At 72.7% G+C, this 21,061-nt stretch carries 18 protein-coding genes; 2 read left to right on the top strand and 16 right to left on the bottom strand.

What is annotated here, in order from left to right:
- Positions 1 to 117: 117 nt before the first annotated feature.
- Both ACFWJB_RS13235 and fmt read right to left on the bottom strand, forming a co-directional pair.
- Positions 118 to 1,539 (bottom strand): RsmB/NOP family class I SAM-dependent RNA methyltransferase, encoded by a 1,422-nt coding sequence (locus ACFWJB_RS13235; RefSeq protein ID WP_386922179.1) that lies wholly within the window; start codon positions 1,537 to 1,539, stop codon positions 118 to 120.
- A gap of 74 nt (positions 1,540 to 1,613) precedes the next feature.
- Positions 1,614 to 2,546 carry a methionyl-tRNA formyltransferase gene (gene fmt, locus ACFWJB_RS13230; RefSeq protein WP_385457851.1) on the bottom strand — a complete coding sequence of 311 codons (933 nt, stop codon included), beginning with the start codon at positions 2,544 to 2,546 and terminating at the stop codon, positions 1,614 to 1,616.
- A 329-nt stretch (positions 2,547 to 2,875) separates the two neighbouring features.
- Here fmt and ACFWJB_RS13225 point away from each other — a divergent pair, with 329 nt between their 5' ends.
- On the top strand, positions 2,876 to 3,424 hold the full coding sequence (locus ACFWJB_RS13225; protein WP_386922177.1) for a hypothetical protein: 549 nt from the start codon (positions 2,876 to 2,878) through the stop codon (positions 3,422 to 3,424).
- Between the two features lie 152 nt (positions 3,425 to 3,576).
- On the opposite strand, the gene ACFWJB_RS13220 is transcribed toward ACFWJB_RS13225, so the two are convergent.
- From ACFWJB_RS13220 to pyrR, 14 genes are all read right to left on the bottom strand, one after another.
- Positions 3,577 to 5,727 (bottom strand): primosomal protein N', encoded by a 2,151-nt coding sequence (locus ACFWJB_RS13220; RefSeq protein ID WP_386922173.1) that lies wholly within the window; start codon positions 5,725 to 5,727, stop codon positions 3,577 to 3,579.
- Between the two features lie 139 nt (positions 5,728 to 5,866).
- On the bottom strand, positions 5,867 to 7,075 hold the full coding sequence (gene metK / locus ACFWJB_RS13215; protein ID WP_386922168.1) for a methionine adenosyltransferase: 1,209 nt from the start codon (positions 7,073 to 7,075) through the stop codon (positions 5,867 to 5,869).
- 241 nt (positions 7,076 to 7,316) lie between these two features.
- Positions 7,317 to 8,519, bottom strand: coding sequence for a bifunctional phosphopantothenoylcysteine decarboxylase/phosphopantothenate--cysteine ligase CoaBC (coaBC, locus tag ACFWJB_RS13210; RefSeq protein ID WP_386922251.1), 1,203 nt, complete (start codon positions 8,517 to 8,519; stop codon positions 7,317 to 7,319).
- A 114-nt stretch (positions 8,520 to 8,633) separates the two neighbouring features.
- Complete coding sequence (gene rpoZ / locus ACFWJB_RS13205) at positions 8,634 to 8,906, bottom strand: DNA-directed RNA polymerase subunit omega (protein ID WP_003977348.1); 273 nt, start codon at positions 8,904 to 8,906, stop codon at positions 8,634 to 8,636.
- 69 nt (positions 8,907 to 8,975) lie between these two features.
- Positions 8,976 to 9,569: a guanylate kinase gene (gmk, locus tag ACFWJB_RS13200; RefSeq protein ID WP_385457860.1), complete on the bottom strand. Its 594-nt coding sequence runs from the start codon at positions 9,567 to 9,569 to the stop codon at positions 8,976 to 8,978.
- A 37-nt stretch (positions 9,570 to 9,606) separates the two neighbouring features.
- Positions 9,607 to 9,930 (bottom strand): integration host factor, encoded by a 324-nt coding sequence (locus tag ACFWJB_RS13195; protein ID WP_003977346.1) that lies wholly within the window; start codon positions 9,928 to 9,930, stop codon positions 9,607 to 9,609.
- A 223-nt stretch (positions 9,931 to 10,153) separates the two neighbouring features.
- Positions 10,154 to 11,008, bottom strand: coding sequence for an orotidine-5'-phosphate decarboxylase (pyrF, locus tag ACFWJB_RS13190; RefSeq protein WP_386922165.1), 855 nt, complete (start codon positions 11,006 to 11,008; stop codon positions 10,154 to 10,156).
- Positions 11,005 to 12,111 carry a quinone-dependent dihydroorotate dehydrogenase gene (locus tag ACFWJB_RS13185; RefSeq protein WP_385457863.1) on the bottom strand — a complete coding sequence of 369 codons (1,107 nt, stop codon included), beginning with the start codon at positions 12,109 to 12,111 and terminating at the stop codon, positions 11,005 to 11,007. The genes pyrF and ACFWJB_RS13185 overlap by 4 nt, the downstream gene beginning before the upstream one ends.
- Positions 12,112 to 12,201: 90 nt before the next feature.
- The gene (carB, locus tag ACFWJB_RS13180; protein ID WP_385457865.1) at positions 12,202 to 15,510 is read right to left on the bottom strand and encodes a carbamoyl-phosphate synthase large subunit; all 3,309 of its coding nucleotides are present in this window, start codon (positions 15,508 to 15,510) and stop codon (positions 12,202 to 12,204) included.
- Positions 15,503 to 16,645, bottom strand: a complete 1,143-nt coding sequence (gene carA / locus ACFWJB_RS13175) for a glutamine-hydrolyzing carbamoyl-phosphate synthase small subunit (protein ID WP_385457867.1) — start codon at positions 16,643 to 16,645, stop codon at positions 15,503 to 15,505. Before carA ends, carB begins: the two co-directional genes overlap by 8 nt.
- Positions 16,642 to 17,208: a hypothetical protein gene (locus ACFWJB_RS13170; RefSeq protein ID WP_385457869.1), complete on the bottom strand. Its 567-nt coding sequence runs from the start codon at positions 17,206 to 17,208 to the stop codon at positions 16,642 to 16,644. The genes carA and ACFWJB_RS13170 overlap by 4 nt, the downstream gene beginning before the upstream one ends.
- Positions 17,205 to 18,491 (bottom strand): dihydroorotase, encoded by a 1,287-nt coding sequence (locus tag ACFWJB_RS13165; protein WP_385457871.1) that lies wholly within the window; start codon positions 18,489 to 18,491, stop codon positions 17,205 to 17,207. Before ACFWJB_RS13165 ends, ACFWJB_RS13170 begins: the two co-directional genes overlap by 4 nt.
- 4 nt (positions 18,492 to 18,495) lie before the next feature.
- Complete coding sequence (locus ACFWJB_RS13160) at positions 18,496 to 19,494, bottom strand: aspartate carbamoyltransferase catalytic subunit (RefSeq protein ID WP_385457873.1); 999 nt, start codon at positions 19,492 to 19,494, stop codon at positions 18,496 to 18,498.
- 113 nt (positions 19,495 to 19,607) lie between these two features.
- Positions 19,608 to 20,204 (bottom strand): bifunctional pyr operon transcriptional regulator/uracil phosphoribosyltransferase PyrR, encoded by a 597-nt coding sequence (gene pyrR, locus ACFWJB_RS13155; protein ID WP_386922163.1) that lies wholly within the window; start codon positions 20,202 to 20,204, stop codon positions 19,608 to 19,610.
- Positions 20,205 to 20,500: 296 nt separating this feature from the next.
- Between pyrR and bldD the strand changes: the two genes are divergently transcribed.
- Positions 20,501 to 21,004, top strand: a complete 504-nt coding sequence (bldD, locus tag ACFWJB_RS13150) for a transcriptional regulator BldD (protein ID WP_385457877.1) — start codon at positions 20,501 to 20,503, stop codon at positions 21,002 to 21,004.
- Positions 21,005 to 21,061: the final 57 nt, after the last annotated feature.

Below are 21,061 nucleotides of genomic sequence, written 5' to 3'. Positions count from 1 at the left end.
CCAAGCCTGCCATGCCCGCCGGGGGTGGGGGGCATCGGTACCGGGGGACGCGGTTGTTCTTCGGCCGCGGGGCGGTGGGGGCCGGTCGCGCCGTTCCCCGCGCCCCTTCGGGGCGCGTTATGCGGTGCGGCGGATCAGGGTCAGGTACATCGCGTCCGTGCCGTGGAGGTGGGGCCAGAGCTGTACGTCGGGGCCGTCGCCCAGGTCCGGGACTCCGGAGAGGAGGGGGCGGGCGTCGAGGAGCTCGGTGTCGGGGTGCTGCTTGAGCACGTCGGCGACGACGGCGCGGGTCTCGGCGAGGTGGGGCGAGCAGGTCGCGTAGCCGACGACACCGCCGACCCGGACAGCCTGCAGGGCGTTGCCCAGCAGTCCGCGCTGGAGCGGGGCGAACCCGTCCAGGTCCTCGGGCCGGCGCCGCCAGCGCGCCTCGGGGCGGCGGCGCAGGGCGCCGAGGCCGGTGCACGGCACGTCGACCAGGACGCGGTCGAAGCTCCCGGGCCGCCAGGGCGGGCGGGTCCCGTCGGCGGCGATCACCTGGTACGGACCCGGATTGCCGTCCAGTGCCCTGGCCACGAGCCCCGCCCGGTGCGGCTGCTTCTCGGAGGCGAGCAGGAAGGCGCCCCGCTCCGCCGCCAGGGCGCCCAGCAGCGCCGCCTTGCCGCCGGGCCCCGCGCAGCCGTCCAGCCAGCGCCGGTCGGGCCCCTCCAGCGGCGCGTTGGCGAGGGCGAGCGCGACGAGCTGGCTGCCCTCGTCCTGCACACCCGCCCGGTTCTCGCGCACCGCCTCGACGGCCCCGGGCTCGCCGCCCTCGCTGAGCCGCACCGCGTACGGCGACCAGCGCCCCGGGACGGCCGCCTCCTCCTCGAGCAGTTCCCCGGTCGTCGCCCGGCCGGGCCGGGCCACCAGGGTGACCTCGGGCCGCTCGTTGTCGGCGGCCAGCAGCTCCTCGATGCCGGCCCGGCCGCCGCCGAGCGAGTCCCACAGCGCGGAGACGACCCAGCGCGGGTGCGAGTGCACGACGGCGAGGTGGTCCTCGGGGTCCTCGTCGTAGGGCGGCGCGACCCGCTCGAGCCAGCCGTCGAGATCGTCCTGCGCCACCTTGCGGAGCACGGCGTTCACGAACTTGGCCCGCCCGTCGCCCAGCACGACGCGCGCCAGCTCGACGGAGGCGGACACCGCCGCGTGGCTCGGGATGCGCGTCCCGAGGAGCTGGTGCACGCCGAGGCCGAGGACGTCCAGCACCGGCGGGTCGACCTCCCGCAGCGGCCGGTCGACGCAGGCGGCGACGATCGCGTCGTACGTCCCCTGCCGGCGCAGCGTCCCGTACACCAGCTCGGTCGCGAGCGCGGCGTCCCGGGCGTCGAACCCCTCGTCGTTCTCCCGCGCCCGGCGCAGCAGCGGCGGCAGGACGAGGTTGGCGTACGCGTCCCGCTCGTCCACCGCCCTGAGCGCCTCGAAGGCGAGGATGCGGACGGGGTCCTTCTGGGGCCTGCGGTACGGCTTGCCGGGCTTGCGGGGACGACGAGGCTGCTCGCTCACGAAAAAGGTGCTCCGGTTGTGGGGTGAAGTGCGCTCACCAGCGTACGTCGGGCCGGTCGAGGGTGACGGCCGGGTCAGCCGCCGAGCAGCTCGCCCTCGGCGATCCGCACCCCGCGCGCCCAGTCCGCGGCGCGCATCGGCTTCTTGCCCTGAGCCTGCACCCACAGCAGCTCGACGGCGTACGAGCCGGTGCCGGCGTACACGTCGTTCTTGCCGGCGGCGAGCTGCCCGGGGGCGAGGTCGGTCCGGTCGGGCACCGGCCGGGCCTGGACCAGCTTGAGCCGCTCGCCGCGGAACGTGGTCCAGGCGCCGGGCGCCGGGGTGCAGCCGCGCACCACCCGGTCGACGCGCAGTGCCGGGGCGGCCCAGTCGATCCGGGCGTCCTCGACGGTGATCTTCGGCGCGAGGGTGACGCCCTCGGCGGGCTGCGGGACGGCCTTCAGGCTTCCGTCCTCGATGCCGTCCATGGTGGCGGCGAGCAGTCCGGCGCCGGCGAAGGCGAGGCGGGTCAGCAGGTCGCCGCTGGTGTCGGTGGGGCGGATGGTCTCGGTGACCGTCCCGTAGACGGGCCCGGAGTCGAGGCCCTCCTCGATGAGGAAGGTGGACGCCCCGGTGATCTCGTCCCCCGCCATCAGCGCGTGCTGCACGGGCGCGGCACCGCGCCAGGCGGGCAGCAGCGAGAAGTGCAGGTTGACCCAGCCCTGGGCGGGCACGTCCAGGGCGACGCGGGGCAGCAGGGCGCCGTAGGCGACGACGGGGCAGCAGTCGGGCGCGATCTCGCGCAGCCGCTCGAGGAACTCCGGGTCGCGCGGCTTCGCGGGCTTGAGCACCTCGATCCCGGCCTCCTCCGCGCGCTCGGCCACGGGAGAGGCGACCAGCCGGCGCCCGCGCCCGGCCGGCGCGTCGGGCCGCGTGACGACGGCGGCCACCTCGTGGCGCCCGGAGGCGATCAGGGCGTCCAGGGCGGGAACGGCGACCTCGGGGGTACCGGCGAAGACCAGCTTCATGGGTGGGACGGGCCTCTCGGGCGGGGGCGGTGCGGGCGACGCACCAGTCTACGAGCCCGCCACGGGCGGGAAGCCGCGGACGGCGCGGCGCCACGACGGCGGGCTGACGCCTCCCGGCGGGCCGGAGACGGGTGGCGCGCGCACGGGAGAGGAGAGCCGGGGACCGGCGGCCGCGGGCCGAGGCGCACACACCGCCGGGAGGGCGCGCGCATATGCCCGCACGCCCCCACCCCGTGACCAGCGGAGCGCCCACGCGTTGGTCAAGGAAGAGTTGACCACAGGGCCGTCCGCGGCCCGATTCCCACGCCGCCGGTTCGAGAGGCTTGTCCATGGCCGACCACGCAACCCACGACGCCCAGGCTCGGGCCAGCCTGCACCTGCTGGTGCGGGACATCGAGCGCGTCCGCCGGCAGGTGGACGCACTGCGCACCCTCACCGCCCAGTTGGGCAACGTCTACCGACCGCGCCGTTCCGGCCCGTCCACGGGCTTCGTCGTCTACGGACGCGCTCCCGCCCCGACGGTCCGCCTCGCCCAGGAACTCCGGGACAGTGTCGAGACCCTGGTCACGGCCGCCGTGGACTTCGACCGCTCGCTCGGCTTCTCCTGGGACGCCGTGGGCTCCGCGCTCGGCGTCACCAAGCAGGCGGTGCACCGCCGCTACGGCTCCCGCCGCACCACGGCCCAGCCGGCGGCCACCGAGTCCCCCGAGCACGCACCGGAGCAGACGGGCACCCACCCGGTCAACCTGGGCACCGGCGGCCCGGCCGTGCCCACGGTCCCCGCGGCCCGCTCCATGCCGACCCAGCCGACGGCGGGCAGCCCGTCCCTGCGCGAAGAGGTCAGGCCGACGGCCTTCCCCGGCCCGCGCAACGGCTGACCCGCGCCTCGCCCCTCCGGCACGCTCCGTGAAAAAGCGGTGGGCCGCCGCCCTCCCGGAGCGACGGCCCCCAGCTTTTCTCACGGCACGCCCGGACATCCCCCTCACGGCACACCCGGGCATCGCCCTCGTCCGCGGCCGACGCCCGCTCCTCACCCGATGTCGGGCGGATCGATCCGCACCCACACCGCCGCGTCGCTCCCGCGTGCCATCCGTGCCGCCTGCGCGGCCTTCAACGCACCGGCCAGCGCGGCCCCGCTCCCCGGCGGCACCCGGACCAGCGCCCGCTCCCACCGCTCCCCCGGCGGCGGCCCGCCCACCCGGCGCGGGCGCCCCGGCGCCGTGACGGGGAGCGGCACGGGTCCCAGGATCTCCGCCTCCCGCGGCAGCCTCACCGCGCCGAGGAAGCCGGCCACCGCCTCCGGCGGCCCCGCCACGGACGCCATCCGCGACACCGGCGGAAAGCCCAGCTCCGCCCGCTCGGCCAGCTCGCGCACCGCATGGCCGACGGGGTCCCAGCGCACCAGAGCCTGCACCGGCCGCAGGGTCGGCTCGGCGACCACGACCACGGTGCCGCCGGCCTGCTGCGGGCGCACCAACGCGGCCGCGGCGAGCCAGCGCCGCAGCGCGTCCTCACCGGCGCGCAGGTCGGGCCGCCCGAGCATGGCCCAGCCGTCGAGCAGCAGGGCCGCCGCGTAACCGCCCTCGGCGACGGGCTCGGCGCCGGGGGTGCTCACGACCAGCGCCGGCGTCCGCGACACGGTGTCCAGCACATGCTCGCGTCCCGAGGTGCGCACCGGCACCGCCGGGAAGGCACGGCCCAGCTCCTCGGCGGTACGGCGGGCCCCCACGATCTGCGCGCGCAGCCGGAAGGCCCCGCACTCCGGGCAGTGCCAGGCGCCCTCCTCGCGCCCGCACCACCCGCAGCGCAGCGCCGGCCCGGACTCCTGCCCCTCCAGCGGCCCGGAACAGTGCCGGCACCGCGCGGGCGTCCGGCAGGCGGCACACGCCATCCGCGGCACGTATCCGCGCCGGGGCACCTGCACGAGAACCGGTCCCTGCCGCAGCCCGTCCCTGACGACCTGCCAGGCGAGCGAGGGCAGCCGCGCGGCCCGGGCCGCCTCGTCACGGGCCAGGTCCCCGTCCCCCACGGTCCGGACCAGCGGGGCGGCGGCCCGCACCTGCTCCCGTGCGGCGACCAGCGGCCGGGCCCAGCCGGTCTCGACGAGCTGGGCGGCCTCCACGGTGCAGTTCCAGCCGCCCAGCAGGAAGGCGCACCTGTCCTGGGCCGCGCGCAGCAGCAGCACCTCGCGCGCGTGCGGCTGGGGGGCGTGCGGCTCGCCGTGGCTGTCGTCGCCGTCGTCCCAGAGCGCGACCAGCCCGAGGTCCCGCACCGGCGCGAACATGGCGGCCCGGGTCCCGACGACGGCCCGCACCGCCCCCCGGCGCACCGCGAGCCACTGCGCGTACCGCTTCTCGGGCCCGGCGTCGGCGGTGAGCACCGCGTGCCGGCCCTCGCCGAGCAGGGCGGTCAGCGCGGCGTCGGCCCGGGCGACCGCCCGCCCGTCCGGGAGGACGACGAGCGCGCCCCGGCCGGAGGCCAGCGTGGCCGCGACGGCCCGCGCCAGCTCCTCGGCCCACCCGGGGCCGGGCAACGCGTTCCACACGGCGCGCGGCGCGCCGCCCGACGCGAGGGACGCGACGAACCCGGCGCCCTGCTCGTACCGCGTCCAGGGCCCCGGCTCGGGCACCGGGGGCGGGGGCAGCGGGTCGGGCGAGGGCCGCTTCTCGGCCCGCGCGCTGCGCGGCGGCACGGCGAGCTGAAGCACGTCGGCGAGGCTGCCGGCGTACCGGTCGGCGACGGCCCGGGCGAGACCGAGCAGCTCGGCGTCGAGCACCCGCTCGGGCGACACGACCTGGGCCAGCGCGGCCAGCGGTCCCGCGTAGTCGGACTCCGGAAGCCGCTCCACCAGGAAGCCGTCGATGAGGCCGCCGCCCTCGCGCCGCCCGTCCCGCACCCGGTGTCGTCCGGCCCCGAAGCGCACCCGCACCCGGACGCCCGGCTGGGCGTCGGCGTCGAGTTCCTCCGGCACGGCGTAGTCGAAGTACCGGTCGAGGTGGAGCACGCCCTTGTCGACCAGCACCCGGGCGACGGGCAGCTCCTTGGCGAGCGCCGCGCCGCGCCAGGTCCGCGGCTTGGCCCGCGGGGTCCTCGCCTCCCGCACGGTCTCCCGGATGAGCGCGAGCTGCTCGGGGGGCGCGTCGTCCGCGCCTCCGGCCGCCGGTTCGTTCTCGCTGCTCACGCCTGCATTCCTACCAAAGACCACTGACAGACGACGACGCCCGCTTCCCGCCGTCCGGCTTCGGCTCCGGACGCGCCGAGGCCCGGCATCCCCGCCGGGGACCCCGGGCCTCGCGACGTGCCGTCGGTACGGACCGCCGTTACAGCCCCGCCGCCTTGCGCAGGGCGTCGACGCGGTCGGTGCGCTCCCAGGTGAAGTCGGGGAGCTCGCGGCCGAAGTGGCCGTAGGCCGCGGTCTGGGCGTAGATCGGGCGGAGCAGGTCGAGGTCGCGGATGATCGCGGCCGGGCGGAGGTCGAAGACCTCGTCGATCGCCCGCTCGATCTTCTCGGGGTCGACCTTGGCGGTGCCGAAGGTCTCGACGAACAGACCGACCGGCTCGGCCTTGCCGATCGCGTAGGCGACCTGGACCTCGCAGCGGGAGGCGAGGCCCGCGGCGACGACGTTCTTGGCGACCCAGCGCATCGCGTACGCCGCCGAGCGGTCCACCTTGGACGGGTCCTTGCCCGAGAAGGCACCGCCGCCGTGGCGGGCCATGCCGCCGTAGGTGTCGATGATGATCTTGCGGCCGGTCAGGCCGGCGTCGCCCATCGGGCCGCCGATCTCGAAGCGGCCGGTCGGGTTGACCAGGAGCCGGTAGTTCTCCGTGTCGAGCTTGATGCCGTCGTCGAGCAGCGCCTTGAGCTCCGGCTCGACCACGAACTCCTTGATGTCGGGAGCGAGCAGCGACTCCAGGTCGATGTCGCTCGCGTGCTGCGAGGAGACGACGACGGTGTCGAGGCGGACGGCCTTGTCGCCGTCGTACTCGATGGTGACCTGCGTCTTGCCGTCGGGGCGCAGGTAGGGGATGGTGCCGTTCTTGCGCACCTCGGACAGGCGCTTGGACAGGCGGTGCGCCAGGAAGACGGGCAGCGGCATCAGCGTCGGCGTCTCGTCGGACGCGTAGCCGAACATCAGGCCCTGGTCGCCCGCGCCCTGCCGGTCCAGCTCGTCCTCGTCGCCCTCGACCCGGGACTCGTACGCGGTGTCGACGCCCTGCGCGATGTCCGGGGACTGCGCGCCGATCGACACGGACACGCCACAGGAGGCGCCGTCGAAGCCCTTCTTGGAGGAGTCGTAGCCGATCTCCAGGATCTTGCCGCGGACCAGCGTCGCGATGTCCGCGTAGGCCTTGGTCGTGACCTCGCCGGCCACGTGCACCAGACCGGTGGTGATCAGCGTCTCGACGGCGACCCGGGAGGTCGGGTCCTCGCGCAGGAGCGCGTCGAGAATGGTGTCGCTGATCTGGTCAGCGATCTTGTCGGGGTGGCCCTCGGTCACGGACTCCGAGGTGAACAGGCGACGGGACACAACGCTCCCTGGGGTTGCAGCGGCTGCTGGCTGATCATTGGTGGACGGCACGGGGAGCTGCACCCGGCGACGTCCGAGAACAGTTTATCGGTCGCGCTCGGCCGCGGACTCACCCGTCTCAGCTCTCGGAAGGGCTGTGACCTGCGGCACGGGCATTCTGCACAATGCGAAGGGCCGTTGGCCAGGCTCGCCACGCCCGAATGTGCGGGGTGCACGAGCACCGGGGAAACGAATGGGTCATTCAGCCGAGCCGTTCGGCCACGAGATCCCACACCGTTTCGGCCAGAGCCTCCTTCGGGCCGTGCGCCACCGGGGTCTCGCTGCCGTCCGCGCCGAGGACCACGGCCTCGTTCTCCTCGGAGCCGAAGGTCTTGCGCTCCCCCACCTCGTTCACCACGAGGAGGTCGCAGCCCTTGCGCTTCAGCTTGGCCCGGCCGTTGGCGAGGACGTCGTCCGTCTCGGCGGCGAAGCCGACGACCACCTGGCCGGATCGCGCCCGGTCGGCCGAGACCTCCGCGAGGATGTCCGGATTACGCACCAGAGCGATCGGTTCCGGTTCCTGGCCGTCCTTCTTCTTGATCTTTCCGGCGGCGTAGACCTCCGGTCGGAAGTCCGCGACCGCGGCGGCCATGACGACGGCGTCGGCGTCCGCCGCCGCGCGCAGCACGGCCTCGCGCAGCTCCACGGCGGTGCCCACCGGGACGACGTCCACGCCGGCCGGATCCGGCAGCGCCGCGTTCGCCGAGACCAGCGTGACGCGGGCGCCCCGGGCGGCGGCGGTGCGGGCGAGGGCGTAGCCCTGCTTGCCCGAGGAGCGGTTGCCGAGGAAGCGGACGGGGTCGAGGGGCTCGCGGGTGCCGCCGGCGCTGACGACGACGTGCCGTCCGGCGAGGTCCTGCTCCCGCACGCCGCGGGCGAGCACCCGGCGGCAGACCTCGAAGATCTCGCCCGGGTCCGGCAGCCGGCCCTTGCCGGTGTCGACGCCGGTGAGGCGGCCGACGGCCGGTTCGATCACGACGGCGCCGCGGCGGCGCAGCGTCGCCACGTTCTCCTGGGTGGCCGGGTGCTCCCACATCTCCGTGTGCATGGCGGGGGCGAAGACGACCGGGCAGCGGGCCGTGAGCAGGGTGTTGGTGAGGAGGTCGTCGGCGAGGCCGTGGGCGGCCTTGGCGAGCATGTCGGCGGTGGCCGGGGCGACGACGACGAGGTCGGCGTGCTGCCCGATGCGCACGTGCGGGACCTGGTGGACGTCGTCCCACACCTCGGTGGAGACCGGGTTCCCGGACAGGGCGGACCAGGTGGCGGCGCCGACGAAGTGCAGCGCGGAGGCGGTGGGGACGACGCGCACGTCGTGTCCCGACTCCGTGAACCTGCGCAGCAGCTCACAGGCCTTGTAGGCGGCGATTCCGCCGCTGACCCCCAGAACGACCTTGGGCTTGTCCACCATCTCTCCCGGACCTCGGATTGCGTATGCCCCCATCACACACCACAGGCCCGGCAGACGGGCTGCCGGGCCTTTGGAGAAGTCAGCTTCAAGCTGAAAATACTATTGCCGGTTCTACTGCGCCGGGCCCTCGATGGCCTCGGACGTGAGCAGACCCGCGTTGATCTCGCGCAGGGCGATCGAGAGCGGCTTCTCGTGGACGTGGGTGTCGACGAGCGGACCGACGTACTCGAGGAGGCCCTCGCCGAGCTGCGAGTAGTACGCGTTGATCTGGCGGGCCCGCTTGGCCGCGTAGATCACGAGGCTGTACTTCGAGTCCGTGGCCTCGAGGAGCTCGTCGATCGGCGGGTTGATGATGCCCTCGGGCGCGGAGATGGAAGAGGACACGCTCTACCTTCCGATGGATGGGAAAGATTTAGTCGCCTTGATCGGCCGGGGTCGCTGGACCTGTCGCGATCACACGACGTTCGTCAAGGCTAGCAGCTCGCGCGCCACGTCCTCGACGGAGGTGTTCACCAGGGTCTCGTCGAACTCCGGCTCGGCCGCCAGCTCGACCGTGGCCGCGGCGAGGCGGCGCTCGATCACCTCCGGCGGTTCCGTGCCCCGGCCGGTGAGCCTGCGCACCAGCTCCTCCCAGGAGGGCGGGGCCAGGAACACGAGCTGGGCCTCCGGCATGGACTCGCGGACCTGCCGTGCGCCCTGGAGGTCGATCTCGAGCAGTACCGGCTCACCGGCCTCCAGGCGCTCCAGCACTGCGGCGCGGGGCGTGCCGTAGCGGTTGCCCGCGAACTCGGCCCACTCCAGCAGCTCGCCGTTGGCGATCAGCTTGTCCATCTCCTCGTCGGTGACGAAGAAGTAGTGGACCCCGTGCTGCTCGCCGGGCCTGGGCTTGCGGGTCGTCGCCGACACCGAGAGCCAGACCTCGGGGTGTTCCTTGCGCATATGGGCGACGACCGTGCTCTTGCCGACCCCCGAGGGGCCGGAGAGCACGGTCAGCCGCGGACGTGCGTCCGGGGGTACGGGGGACGTCCCCCGGGGTGTTGCAGCCATGCAGCGATTATTCCAGCAATCGCGCAGTGCCCGGGACTCAGGAGCCCGTGCTGCCGAACTCGCGCTCCAGGGATGCGATCTGGTTGGAGCCGAGGCCCCGCACACGGCGGCTCTCGGAGATGCCGAGCCGCTCCATGATCTGCTTGGCGCGGACCTTGCCCACGCCCGGCAGGGACTCGAGGAGGGCGGAGACCTTCATCTTGCCGATGACGTCGTTCTCCTGGCCCTGCTTGATGACCTCGTGGAGGGAGGCGCCGGAGTGCTTGAGTCGATTCTTGACCTCGGCCCGCTCCCGGCGAGCCGCGGCGGCCTTTTCGAGCGCGGCTGCGCGCTGTTCAGGGGTAAGGGGCGGAAGAGCCACGCCTACGTCACCTCGGATGTCGAACTGTCGGATACGGACCGGTGAGGAACCTAGTCGCCCCACACCAGGGGAGCTACGAGCAACACGCTCGCCCGATGACTCTTCCCGGAGACTAGCGTCCAAGTCCACCTGAGTCAGCGAGAACAGCGGAAAAGTCCTGGTCAGCCTCCGTGAGGCCGGGCATTAAGGACATACTGCCTCGGTTTTCCGCATGTATCCATGGTCAGGCCGCGGTGACCGCGCCGCCGATCTCCTCCGCGAAGCGGTCCGCGGCGCTCCGCAACGCGGCCGCATCGGGGCCGTGACGCAGAACACCCCGGCTGACGTTGGGGACCACGTTGCGCACCGCGGTGCCGAAGACCCGCGGCAGGTCGGCCGGGGTGGCCCCCTGCGCCCCGATCCCCGGTGCCAGCAGTGGACCGTTGACGTCCAGGTCGTACGAGGAGAGGTCGCCGAGGGTGGCGCCGACCACCGCGCCGAAGGAGCCGAGCGGCCGCTCCCCCGCGTTCTCGGCCGCCAGGTGCGCCAGCATGGTCGCCCCCACGTTCCGCCCGTCGGCGCGGGTGGCGTGCTGGACCTCGCCGCCCTCCGGGTTGGAGGTCAGGGCCAGCACGAACAGACCGGCGCCGTTCTCCCGGGCCAGGTCGACGGCCGGCTTCAGCGAGCCGTAGCCGAGGTACGGGGAGACCGTCAGCGCGTCCGAGAACAGCGGGGCGTCCGGGTGCAGGAAGGACTCGGCGTACGCGGTCATGGTCGAGCCGATGTCGCCGCGCTTGGCGTCCATGACGATCAGCGCGCCGGCCTGCCGGGCCTCCCGGACCGACGTCTCCAGGACGGCGAGGCCGCGCGAGCCGAAGCGCTCGAAGAACGCGCTCTGCGGCTTGAGGACGGCGGCCCGGTCGGCCACCGCCTCGACGACGGTGCGGCTGAAGCGCTCCAGGCCCGCCACGTCGTCGTTCAGGCCCCACTCGGCCAGCAGGGAGGCGTGCGGGTCGATGCCGACGCACAGCGGACCGCGTGCGTCCATCGCGCGGCGCAGCCGGGCGCCGAAGGGCTCGAGTCCTGTCGTGCCGGTCATCGGGAGTTCCTCACATCGGCGCCGACCGCGTCGGCGAGGGTGGCGTACGGGCTCTGCCGCAGGCGGGCGGCGAGCCCCTTGTGCATGGCACGGCCCCAGAAGGGCCCCTCGTAGATGAAGGCGCTGTAGCCCTGGACCAGCGTGGCGCCGGCCAGGATGCGCTGCCAGGCGTCCTCGGCGGTCTCGATGCCGCCGACGCCCACCAGGGTGATCCGGTCGCCCACGCGCGCGTACAGGCGGCGCAGCACCTCGAGGGAGCGCGCCTTGAGCGGGGCGCCCGAGAGGCCGCCGGTCTCCTTGACGAGGGAGGGCGCCGACCGCAGGCCGAGTCCTTCGCGCGCGATGGTGGTGTTCGTGGCGATGATGCCGTCCAGCCCGAGTTCGACGGCCAGGTCGGCGACGGCGTCGACGTCCTCGTCGGCGAGGTCCGGGGCGATCTTGACCAGCAGGGGCACGCGCCGTGCGGGCACCGCCCGGTCGGCGGCCTCGCGGACGGCGCTCAGCAGGGGACGCAGCGCCTGGGTGGCCTGGAGGTTGCGCAGGCCGGGGGTGTTCGGGGAGGAGACGTTCACGACCAGGTAGTCGGCGTACGGCGCCAGCCGCTCGGCGGACTTCACGTAGTCGCCGACGGCCTCCTCCTCCGGGACGACCTTGGTCTTGCCGATGTTGACGCCGACGACCGTCCGGAAGACGGGGTTGCGGGAGGCCAGACGGGCCGCCACGGCCCGCGAACCGTCGTTGTTGAACCCCATGCGGTTGATCAGCGCCCGGTCCTCCACCAGGCGGAACAGCCGCTTCCTGGGGTTGCCGGGCTGCGGCTCCCCCGTCACGGTGCCGATCTCGACGTGGTCGAAGCCGAGCATCGCCATGCCGTCGATGGCGACCGCGTTCTTGTCGAAACCGGCGGCGAGCCCGAAGGGGCCGTGCATCCGCAGGCCCAGGGCCTCGGTGCGCAGCTCCCTGTGGCGCGGCGCGAGCGCGGCGGCGACGAAGGTGCGCAGCACGGGGACGCGGGCGGCGAGACGGATCCAGCGGAAGGCCAGGTGGTGGGCCCGCTCCGGGTCCAGGCGGGCGAAGAAGAGCTTGAAGAAGATCCTGTACATGTGTCCTCGTAGGGCCTCGTGAAGGCGGGCCTCATGCAGTGGGGCCCCATGAAGAGGGGGACACCGTTTCCGGTGTCCCCCTCGGGGCTGCTAGTCGCGGGCCGCGGTCAGGAACGCCGCGTGTTCCTGGAGTGAGCGGACTCCCACGTCGCCGCGGTTGAGGGCGTCGATGCCCTGGACCGCCGCGGCGAGCGCCTGGACCGTCGTCAGGCACGGCACGGACCGCGCCACGGCCGCCGTCCGGATGTCGTAGCCGTCCAGGCGGCCGCCGGTGCCGTACGGGGTGTTGACGATGAGGTCGACCTCGCCGTCGTGGATGAGCTGGACGATGGTCTTCTCGCCGTTCGGGCCGGTGCCCTCGGACTGCTTGCGGACGACCGTGGCGTTGATGCCGTTGCGCCGCAGGACCTCGGCGGTGCCGGAGGTGGCGAGCAGCTCGAAGCCGTGGGCGACCAGCTCGCGCGCCGGGAAGATCATCGAGCGCTTGTCGCGGTTGGCGACCGAGATGAACGCCCGTCCCTTGGTCGGCAGCGGCCCGTACGCGCCCGCCTGCGACTTGGCGTACGCCGTGCCGAACACGGAGTCGATGCCCATGACCTCGCCGGTGGAGCGCATCTCCGGGCCGAGCACCGTGTCGACGCCGCGCCCGTGGATGTCCCGGAAGCGGGACCAGGGCATCACGGCCTCCTTGACGGAGATCGGTGCGTCCAGCGGCAGCTCGCCGCCGTCGCCGGTCGCCGGGAGCAGGCCCTCGGCGCGCAGTTCGGCGATGGTCGCGCCGAGCGAGATGCGGGCGGCGGCCTTGGCCAGCGGCACCGCGGTCGCCTTCGAGGTGAAGGGGACGGTGCGCGAGGCGCGCGGGTTGGCCTCCAGGACGTAGAGGATGTCCCCGGCCAGCGCGAACTGGATGTTGATCAGGCCGCGCACGCCGACGCCCTTGGCGATGCCCTCGGTGGAGGCGCGCAGCCGCTTGATGTCGAAGCCGCCCAGCGTGATCGGGGGCAGGGCGCACGCCGAGTCGCCGGAGTGGATGCCGGCCTCCTCGATGTGCTCCATGACGCCGCCGAGGTACAGCTCCTCGCCGTCGTACAGGGCGTCGACGTCGATCTCGATCGCGTCGTCCAGGAAGCGGTCGACCAGGACCGGACGGGACGGGCTGATCTCGGTCGACTCGGCGATGTACGCCTCGAGGCGGGTCTCGTCGTAGACGATCTCCATGCCGCGTCCGCCGAGCACGTAGGACGGGCGGACGAGGACGGGGTAGCCGATCTCGTCGGCGATGGCCTTGGCGCCGGCGAAGGTGGTGGCGGTGCCGTGCTTGGGGGCGGGCAGGCCCGCCTCGGCGAGCACGCGGCCGAAGGCGCCGCGGTCCTCGGCGGCGTGGATGGCCTCCGGGGAGGTGCCGACAACGGGCACGCCGTTGTCCTTGAGCGCCTGCGACAGACCCAGCGGGGTCTGGCCGCCGAGCTGGACGACGACGCCGGCGATCGGCCCGGCCTGCTGCTCCGCGTGGACGATCTCCAGGACGTCCTCCAGGGTGAGCGGCTCGAAGTACAGCCGGTCGGAGGTGTCGTAGTCGGTGGAGACGGTCTCCGGGTTGCAGTTGACCATCACGGTCTCGTACCCGGCGTCGTGGAGCGCGAAGGAGGCGTGGACGCAGGAGTAGTCGAACTCGATGCCCTGGCCGATGCGGTTCGGGCCGGAGCCCAGGATGATCACCGCGGGCTTCTCGCGCGGCGCGACCTCCGTCTCCTCGTCGTAGGAGGAGTAGAAGTACGGCGTCCGCGCGGCGAACTCGGCGGCGCAGGTGTCGACCGTCTTGTAGACCGGGCGGACGCCGAGCGCGTGCCGGACCTCGCGGACGACGTCCTCGCGCAGGCCGCGGATCTCGCCGATCTGCTGGTCGGAGAAGCCGTGCCGCTTGGCCTCGCCGAGCAGGCCGGCCGTCAGCTCGGGCGCCTCGGCGAGCTCGTCGGCGATCTCCTTGATGAGGAAGAGCTGGTCGACGAACCAGGGGTCGATCTTCGTGTACTCGAAGACCTCCTCGGGCGTGGCGCCGGCGCGGATGGCCTGCATGACGGCGTTGATCCGGCCGTCGGTGGGCCGGACGGCCTCCTCCAGCAGCGCCTTCTTGTCGCCGGGCTCGCCGACGAAGGTGAACTGGCTGCCCTTCTTCTCCAGGGAGCGCAGCGCCTTCTGGAAGGCCTCGGTGAAGTTGCGGCCGATGGCCATGGCCTCGCCGACCGACTTCATGGTGGTCGTGAGGGTGGAGTCGGCGCTCGGGAACTTCTCGAAGGCGAAGCGCGGGGCCTTGACGACCACGTAGTCGAGCGTCGGCTCGAAGGAGGCCGGGGTCTCCTGCGTGATGTCGTTCGGGATCTCGTCCAGGGTGTAGCCGACGGCCAGCTTGGCGGCGATCTTGGCGATCGGGAAGCCGGTCGCCTTGGAGGCGAGCGCCGAGGAGCGGGACACACGCGGGTTCATCTCGATGACGATGACGCGGCCGTCGGCCGGGTTCACCGCGAACTGGATGTTGCAGCCGCCGGTGTCGACGCCGACCTCGCGGATGATCGCGATGCCGACGTCGCGCAGGATCTGGTACTCGCGGTCGGTCAGCGTCATCGCGGGCGCCACGGTGATCGAGTCACCGGTGTGCACGCCCATCGGGTCGAAGTTCTCGATGGAGCAGACGACCACGACGTTGTCGTTCTTGTCGCGCATCAGCTCCAGCTCGTACTCCTTCCAGCCGAGGATGGACTCCTCCAGGAGCACCTCGGTGGTCGGGGAGAGCGTGAGCCCCTGGCCGGCGATGCGGCGCAGCTCCTCCTCGTCGTGGGCGAAGCCGGAGCCGGCGCCGCCCATGGTGAAGGAGGGGCGGACGACGACGGGGTAGCCGCCGAGCGTGTCGACGCCCGCGAGGACGTCGTCCATGGAGTGGCAGATCACGGACCGCGCGGACTCGCCGTGGCCGATCTTCTTGCGGACCTCCTCGACGACGTCCTTGAAGAGGTCGCGGTCCTCGCCCTTGTTGATGGCCTCGACGTTGGCGCCGATCAGCTCGACGCCGTACTTCTCCAGCACACCCTGCTCGTGCATGGAGATCGCGGTGTTCAGGGCCGTCTGGCCGCCCAGGGTGGGCAGCAGCGCGTCGGGGCGCTCCTTGGCGATGATCTTCTCGACGAACTCGGGGGTGATCGGCTCGACGTAGGTGGCGTCGGCGATCTCCGGGTCGGTCATGATCGTCGCCGGGTTGGAGTTCACCAGGACGACGCGCAGGCCCTCGGCCTTGAGCACGCGGCACGCCTGGGTGCCGGAGTAGTCGAACTCGGCGGCCTGGCCGATGACGATCGGGCCGGAGCCGATGACCAGGACGGACTGGATATCGGTGCGCTTAGGCACGCTGGCCCTCCATCAGGGAAACGAAGCGGTCGAACAGGTAGGCGGCGTCGTGCGGACCGGCTGCCGCTTCGGGGTGGTACTGGACGCTGAAGGCCGGCCTGTCCAGAAGCTGGAGGCCCTCCACCACGTTGTCGTTGAGGCAGACGTGGGAGACCTCGGCGCGGCCGAAGGGGGTCTCGGAGACCTTGTCGAGCGGGGCGTCGACGGCGAAGCCGTGGTTGTGCGCGGTGACCTCGACCTTGCCGGTCGTACGGTCCTGCACCGGCTGGTTGATGCCGCGGTGGCCGTACTTCAGCTTGAAGGTGCCGAAGCCGAGGGCGCGGCCCAGGATCTGGTTGCCGAAGCAGATGCCGAACAGCGGGGTGCCGCGCTCCAGGACGCCCCGCATGACCGAGACCGGGTGGTCGGCGGTGGCCGGGTCGCCGGGGCCGTTGGAGAAGAAGACGCCGTCCGGGTCGACGGCGTAGACGTCCTCGACGGTGGCCGTGGCGGGCAGGACGTGCACCTCGATGCCGCGCTCGGCCATGCGGTGCGGGGTCATGCCCTTGATGCCGAGGTCGACGGCGGCGACGGTGAACTTCTTGTCACCGATCGCCGGGACGACGTACGCCTCGGTGGTGGCGACCTCGGCGGAGAGGTCCGCGCCGCTCATCTCGGGGGCCTGGCGGACCTCGGCGAGCATGGTGCCCTCGTCGGGCAGCGCGTTGCCGGAGAAGATGCCGACGCGCATGGCGCCGCGCTCCCGCAGGTGGCGGGTGAGGGCGCGGGTGTCGATGCCGGAGATGCCGACGACGCCCTGGGCGGCGAGTTCCTCGTCCAGCGTGCGCGTGGAGCGCCAGCTGGAGGGCACGCGCGCGGGGTCGCGGACGACGTACCCGGAGACCCAGATCTTCCTGGACTCCATGTCCTCGTCGTTGACGCCCGTGTTCCCGACGTGGGGTGCGGTCATCACGACGACCTGGCGGTGGTACGACGGGTCGGTCAGGGTCTCCTGGTAGCCGGTCATGCCGGTGGAGAACACGGCTTCGCCGAAGGTCGCCCCCACGGCCCCGTAGGCGCGGCCGCGGAAGATCCGGCCGTCCTCCAGGACGAGTACGGCGGGAGTCCTGTGGGCTCCCCTGGTGGAGGTCGTCATCGTGCGCCTTCCGTTTCCGTCTTGTTGATCATGTCGTTCAGAATCTCGACCCACTCGTTGTGCTCGGCCGCGTGGTCGGAGCGGAAACCGGAGTCGATCAGTTTGCCGCCGTGTGCCCAGGTGACGATCAGCAGACCGCCCTCGGTGAGCACCTTGCCGGCGATGCCCTTGTCCAGCCGGGCCTCGCGCAGGGCGGCGACGGGGACGAAGAAGTCGGCCGCGCCGGGGCGTACGACGTCCAGTCCCGCGTCCGTCAGCGTGAGCTCGGCCCGGCTCCGGGTGCCCAGGCCGTGCGCCACGATGCGGTCGAGCCACTGACCGGCGGTGGTGGAGCCGTGGTACCGGCCGCTCATCGTCAGTCTCGCCCGGCCCGGCTCGTCCGGCGCGGTGGGGAGCGGGGGCAGGTCGCCCTGGAGGGTGCCGCGCCACTTCCAGCCCTCGCGCATCAGCCAGTAGACGAGCGCGACGAACAGGCCGAGGCCGACGACCCAGCCGACGCGGGCGGCCCAGTCGGTCACTTCCGCCGATTCCTTCCCGGCGGCCAGCAGGATTACAGGTGTCACGTGAGCTTCCCGTCGACGAGCGTGGCCTTGCCCCGCAGCCACGTGTGCGTCACACGGCCCGGCAGCTCACGTCCCTCGTAGGGGGTGTTGCGGCTGCGCGAGGCGAAGCCCGCGGGGTCCACCCGGCCACGGTATGCCGTGTCGACGAGGGTGAGGTTGGCGGGCTCACCAGCCGAGACGGGACGTCCGTGTCCGGTGGCCCGTCCGATCCGCGCGGGCTTGAAGGACATCCGGTCGGCGACGCCGGCCCAGTCCAGCAGGCCCGTGTCCACCATGGTCTCCTGGACCACCGACAGCGCGGTCTCCAGGCCGACCATGCCCATGGCGGCGGCGGCCCACTCGCAGTCCTTGTCCTCGTGCGGGTGCGGGGCGTGGTCGGTGGCGACGATGTCGATCGTGCCGTCCGCGAGCGCCTCGCGCAGGGCGTGCACGTCCCGCTCGGTGCGCAGCGGCGGGTTGACCTTGTAGACCGGGTCGTACGACCGCACCAGCTCGTCGGTGAGGAGCAGGTGGTGCGGGGTGACCTCGGCGGTGACGTCGATGCCGCGGGACTTGGCCCAGCGGACGATCTCGACGCTGCCGGCGGTCGACAGGTGGCAGATGTGGACGCGGGAGCCGACGTGCTCGGCGAGCAGGACGTCGCGGGCGATGATCGACTCCTCGGCGACGGCGGGCCAGCCTCCGAGGCCCAGCTCGGCGGAGACGACGCCCTCGTTCATCTGGGCGCCCTCGGTGAGCCGGGGCTCCTGGGCGTGCTGGGCGACGACTCCGCCGAAGGCCTTCACGTACTCCAGGGCGCGGCGCATGATCACGGCGTCGTGGACGCACTTGCCGTCGTCGGAGAAGACGGTGACACCGGCCGCGGACTCGTGCATGGCGCCCAGCTCGGCGAGCTTGGCGCCCTCCAGGCCGACGGTGACGGCGCCGATGGGCTGCACGTCGCAGTAGCCGGACTCCTGGCCGAGCCGCCAGACCTGCTCGACGACGCCGGCGGTGTCGGCGACCGGGAAGGTGTTGGCCATGGCGAAGACGTTGGTGTAGCCGCCGCTGGCCGCGGCGCGGGTGCCGGTGAGGACGGTCTCGGAGTCCTCGCGGCCGGGCTCGCGCAGGTGGGTGTGCAGGTCGACCAGGCCGGGCAGCAGCACCTTGCCGCCGGCCTCGACGACCTCGGCGCCCTCGGCGTCCAGTCCCGTGCCCACCTCGGCGACGGTTCCGCCGTCGATCAGCACGTCCTGCGGCTCGCCGCCGAGCACCTTCGCACCGCGGATCAGGGTCTTGCTCATCTTCTTACTTCTCCTCGGGGGTGCGGGCGTGGGTGACGGCGGGCTCGTTCCTCGCACCGAACTCGGCGCCGCCGAGCAGCAGGTACAGGACGGCCATGCGGATGGAGACGCCGTTGGTGACCTGCTCGACGACGGTGCAGCGGTCGGAGTCGGCGACCTCGGCGGTGATCTCCATGCCGCGGACCATCGGGCCGGGGTGCATCACGATGGCGTGCTCGGGCATCCGCCCCATGCGGTCGCCGTCGAGGCCGTAGCGGCGGGAGTACTCGCGCTCGGTCGGGAAGAACGCGGCGTTCATGCGCTCGCGCTGCACGCGCAGCATCATCACGGCGTCGGACTTGGGCAGGGTGGAGTCGAGGTCGTAGGAGACCTCGCAGGGCCAGGTCTCGACGCCGACCGGCAGCAGGGTGGGCGGGGCGACGAGGGTGACCTGGGCGCCGAGGGTGTGCAGCAGGTCGACGTTGGAACGGGCGACCCTGCTGTGCAGGACGTCGCCGACCAGGGTGATGCGGCGGCCGGCCAGGTCCTTGCCGAGACCGGCGTCGCGGCCGACCAGGCGGCGGCGCATCGTGAAGGCGTCCAGCAGGGCCTGGGTGGGGTGCTGGTGGGTGCCGTCGCCCGCGTTGATGACGTGGGCGTCGATCCAGCCGGAGGTGGCGAGGCGGTAGGGGGCGCCGGAGGCGCCGTGCCGGATGACGACGGCGTCGACGCCCATGGCCTCCAGGGTCTGGGCGGTGTCCTTGAGGGACTCGCCCTTGGACACGCTGGAGCCCTTGGCGGTGAAGTTGATGACGTCCGCGGACAGGCGCTTCTCGGCGGCCTCGAAGGAGATCCGGGTCCGCGTGGAGTCCTCGAAGAAGAGGTTGACGACGGTCCGGCCGCGCAGGGTCGGGAGTTTCTTGATCGGCCGGTCCGCGACCCGGGCCATCTCCTCGGCGGTGTCGAGGATCAGGACGGCGTCGTCGCGGGTGAGGTCGGCGGCCGAGATGAGATGACGCTGCATCTGTCAGGCTCCGTAGGGCGATTCATGCGGAAGAGCGGGATAATTCGGGCGGCCGGGTGCGTGCGGGGGCACACCGGGTCGGCACCTGGCACCGGTGCGGGCTGTGCCGGGTGTTACGGGTGGGCGCCCGGGGTGTCCGGCTTGGCACCGAGCAGCACGGTGTCGCGACCGTCCTCCTCGGCGAGCTGGACCTTGACCGTCTCCCGCAGCGACGTGGGGAGGTTCTTGCCGACGTAGTCGGCGCGGATGGGCAGTTCGCGGTGGCCGCGGTCGACGAGGACCGCGAGCTGCACCGCGCGCGGGCGGCCGATGTCGTTCAGGGCGTCCAGGGCGGCGCGGATGGTGCGGCCGGAGAAGAGGACGTCGTCGACGAGGACGACCAGGCGGCCGTCGAGGCCGTCACCGGGGATCTCGGTGCGGGCGAGGGCGCGCGGGGGCTGCGTGCGCAGGTCGTCGCGGTACATGGTGATGTCGAGCGAGCCGACCGGCATCTTGCGCTCGGTGATCTGCTCCAGCTTGTCGGCGAGCCGCCGGGCGAGGAAGACGCCCCGGGTCGGGATGCCGAGGAGCACCACGTCGTCGGCGCCCTTGGCGCGTTCGACGATCTCGTGGGCGATACGGGTCAGCACCCGCGCGATGTCGGGCCCTTCGAGAACGGGCCGTGCGTCGGACCGCGTCTCCTGCTGCCTGCTGTCCTGCTGCTTGTCCATACGAAACGGACCTCCTTCTCCGCCTCACGGGACGGACCTTAAAGGACGTCGGATTTGCGCCACCTACGCTATCAGGTCCGCGGAAGGGCCCCGACCGGGCCCCCGACACTCCCCCGTCACCCCCGCGCCGCGTCCGCGTCACCCGTTCGCCGTAACGGATCGCCGGTACCACGGAAGAGCCGGTGCGGACCATTCGGCTTGACGCACAAGAGTAACGCTGCGTAACCTCACAGTGAGTTACCAGCCGCGCGGCAGTCACACAGCCGGCCGCGTCGACACCTTGTCCGGGGAGCCATATGTCCAGCGAATACGCCAAACAGCTCGGGGCCAAGCTCCGGGCCATCCGCACCCAGCAGGGCCTTTCCCTCCACGGTGTCGAGGAGAAGTCCCAGGGCCGCTGGAAGGCGGTCGTGGTGGGGTCGTACGAGCGCGGTGACCGTGCCGTGACCGTGCAGCGCCTCGCCGAGCTGGCGGACTTCTACGGCGTTCCCGTGCAGGAGCTGCTGCCGGGCACCACCCCGGGTGGCGCCGCCGAGCCGCCGCCGAAGCTGGTCCTGGACCTGGAGCGGCTGGCCACGGTGCCGGCCGAGAAGGCGGGTCCGCTGCAGCGGTACGCGGCCACGATCCAGTCGCAGCGCGGCGACTACAACGGCAAGGTGCTCTCGATCCGCCAGGACGACCTGCGCACACTCGCCGTCATCTACGACCAGTCGCCCTCGGTCCTCACCGAGCAGCTGATCAGCTGGGGCGTCCTGGACGCGGACGCGCGCCGCGCGGTGGCGTCCCACGACGAGGGCTAGCCGCCCGGGACCTCTGCAGAAACGTCTCTACCCAGGGGGCGGAGCCACCCGGCTCCG

Source organism: Streptomyces sp. NPDC127100 (assembly GCF_042724095.1).
GTDB lineage: Bacteria > Actinomycetota > Actinomycetes > Streptomycetales > Streptomycetaceae > Streptomyces.
Note: the sequence above shows the minus strand (reverse complement) of the source record. Positions and strands in the feature narration are given on the sequence as shown.